Source organism: Synechococcus sp. BA-120 BA3, assembly GCF_034931285.1.
GTDB lineage: Bacteria > Cyanobacteriota > Cyanobacteriia > PCC-6307 > Cyanobiaceae > Cyanobium.
This window is the reverse complement of sequence record NZ_JAYGHZ010000133.1, coordinates 1-2,596: the sequence shown is the minus strand read 5'-3', so window position 1 is coordinate 2,596 and position 2,596 is coordinate 1. Positions and strand designations below refer to the sequence as shown.

Annotated in this window: 3 protein-coding genes and 1 pseudogene; 1 reads left to right on the top strand and 3 read right to left on the bottom strand. The window is 71.8% G+C overall.

Annotation, left to right across the window (positions count from 1 at the left end; translation table 11 throughout):
* From VB737_RS06440 to def, 3 genes are all read right to left on the bottom strand, one after another.
* Positions 1-650 (bottom strand): DUF3747 domain-containing protein (locus tag VB737_RS06440; RefSeq protein ID WP_500312094.1); only part of this gene is annotated, 650 nt, incomplete at its 3' end.
* 109 nt (positions 651-759) lie between these two features.
* Positions 760-957, bottom strand: coding sequence for a hypothetical protein (locus tag VB737_RS06435; RefSeq protein ID WP_015109112.1), 198 nt, complete (start codon positions 955-957; stop codon positions 760-762).
* 4 nt (positions 958-961) lie between these two features.
* Positions 962-1,567, bottom strand: coding sequence for a peptide deformylase (gene def / locus VB737_RS06430; protein ID WP_015109113.1), 606 nt, complete (start codon positions 1,565-1,567; stop codon positions 962-964).
* 104 nt (positions 1,568-1,671) lie between these two features.
* Here def and VB737_RS06425 point away from each other — a divergent pair.
* Positions 1,672-2,596 (top strand): annotated as a pseudogene (locus VB737_RS06425) (peptidase S9); the annotation flags it as partial.

Below are 2,596 nucleotides of genomic sequence, written 5' to 3'. Positions count from 1 at the left end.
GGTGTGCCCGCACTGGCAGCGGGCTGGGCCGGCTGGGCGGGATCGAGCGGAGCGGGCTGGGCGGCGGTGGCCGCCGTTCCCGGCCAGCTGTCGGCATAGACGTACAGGTGGCCGAGGTTGCGGCCACCGAACTGACGCCGCATCAGCCGCCAGCCCGGCTCCAGGTGGAGCTTGAGGAAGCCGGGGGCACTGCCCCGGGTACGGGCCACGACCATCTCAGGACCCGCCCCGGCCCTGGTGGGAAAGGCCAGCAGCAGCATGTCGCCACCGCTGCGGGTGACCATCAGCCGGTAGGAGGTGGCCAGGTCCTGGCCGCCCACCCGCACCGAGTAGCCGTTGGCGTCGATGTAGCGGCTGCAGATGCCGGTGAAATCGAAGGTGGCCAGCAGGGGGTTCACAGGGGACGGCAGGCCCTCGCCCACCTCGAAGCAGGGGCGCACCGGCTTGAGCTGCTCGTAGATGTTGAGCTGGGCCTTCTCGCCCCGGGTGCCGATGGGGGCGGCCACCATCAGGAAGTTCTGCTGGTCCACCTCGGCGGCGGCGAACAGCGCGGAAGCGCGGACCGGGGCGGGGACGGCGGCGGTGGCCAGGGTGGTCGCCAGCACCGTCAGGGCCGCCAGGCCTGCGCGGGGAAGCACGGGAAAGGTCACGGCGTTCATCGAAGCGGCCTGAATCGTATGAACGGCAACCACCGGAAACCAGCCCTTGTGGCCCAATCGGCCGGCCGGTTGTCGCTCCGGCCGAGGCTATCCAGCGCGCTCAGGCGGGCTTGTTGATCCGGATCGCCACCAGCAGCGCCAGCACCGTGCCCGGCAGGCTGCCGGCCAGGATCCAGCGGGTGGCCTGGACGCCCAGATCGGGGTCGCCGTAGGAGAGCTCGAAGATCGATCCGGTGGCGGCGATGCCGAGCAGGCAGGCCAGGCCCAGGAACAGGCCGGCCAGGGGTTTCATCGGCATGGGTTCAGCGGATCGACTGGACGTCGGAGCGGCGGAAGCCCTGCTGCTGCAGGCCCTCGTTGAGGCTGAGCTCGTCGGTGACGCGATCGACGAACAGCACGCCATTGAGATGGTCCATCTCGTGCTGGATGCAGCGGGCCAGCAGGCCATCGGCCTTGAGGCGGCGGGGGCGCCCCGTCTCGTCGCGGAAGCTCACCTCCACCACCGACGGACGCACCACATCGAGGTAGACCCCGGGGATGCTCAGGCAGCCCTCTTCGTAGGTGTTGAAGGAGGCCCCGGCGGCGGTGATCTCGGGGTTGATCAGCACCAGCGGCGGAGTGGCGGCTTCCTCCAAGTCCAGATCGATCACCAGCAGCTGGCGATGCACACCCACCTGGGGGGCCGCCAGGCCGATGCCCTTGGCGGTGTACATGCTGCGCAGCATGTCGCGGGCCAGATCGCGGATCGAGGCATCCACCTTGCTGATCCGGCGGGCCGGGGCCCGCAGCTCCTTTGAGCCCAGCTTGTGGATCTCGAGGGGTGGCCGCTCCACCGGCACCTTCGGCACCAGCACGGAGTTGCCGCCCTGTTCGGCGGACCGTGCCATCTGGGCGAAGCTGCGGGCCAAGTCGTCACCTGAAACGATGGTCGCATTCTAGAAGCAGCCTGCGGAGGACTCGGGTGGGAGAGCCGTCGTTGCAGGAAGCCGGTCCCTTGCCTGCTGAATGGGCGGTGGGCCGGGCGCCCGGCATTGCCGAACCGCGGCTGGAGGGGGGACGGCTCTTCTGGCTGGAACAGCGCCCCGACGAGCGGGGTCGCAGCACCCTGATGGGGCGGGGCCGGGCCGGCGACGCGGCCGTGGAGCTGACTCCGGGGACCTGGAACCTGCGCAGCCGGGTGCACGACTACGGCGGCGGCGCCTATGCGGTGGCGGGCGACCAGGTGGTGTTCATCAACGACGGTGACCGCTGCCTCTGGCGGCTCGACCTGGCCGGCCCCAAAACGCCAACGCCTGCGGGAGCACCGCGGCGGCTCACCGCCCCGCCCGACCCGGAGCGGCCGCGGGCCTTCGCCGATGGCCTGATCGACCGGCGGCACGGGCGCTGGATCGGGGTGATGGAGCAGGACGGCCTCGACCGGCTGGTGGCCGTGCCCCTGGCGGGGGGCGAGCCGGAGCTGCTGCACGAGCCGGCCGACTTCTGCGGCTACGCCGTGCTGGCGCCGGACGGGGGCCACCTGGCCTGGGTGAACTGGGAGCAGCCGTTCATGCCCTGGGAGCGCAGCCAGCTCTGGCTCGCCGCCATCGACCCGGCCGGGCAGCTGCAGCAGGCCCGGCCCATCGCCGGCACGGCGGCCGGGGATCCCCAGGGGATCTCGGTGTTCCAGCCCCTCTGGATCGACGACGGCTCCCTGGTGGTGGCCAACGACCGCAGCGGCTGGTGGAACCTGGAACGGCTGGCGGACGTGGCCGCCCTGGGGCCGGACACCCCGCCCCGCTGGCAGCCGCTGTGTCCAATGGAGGCGGAGTTCGGCACGCCGCAGTGGGTGTATGGCCTGCGCACCACGGCCTGGGACGGCACGGGGCTGCTGGCGGCGGTCTGCCGCCAGGGACGCTGGCAGCTGGGCCGACTGGGCCTCGACGGCGGCCCCTGGCAGC

Excerpts from the sequence above, each read along its gene's own strand:
- VB737_RS06435 (WP_015109112.1), bottom strand. The coding sequence starts at position 957 with ATGCCGATGAAACCCCTGGCCGGCCTGTTCCTGGGCCTGGCCTGCCTG.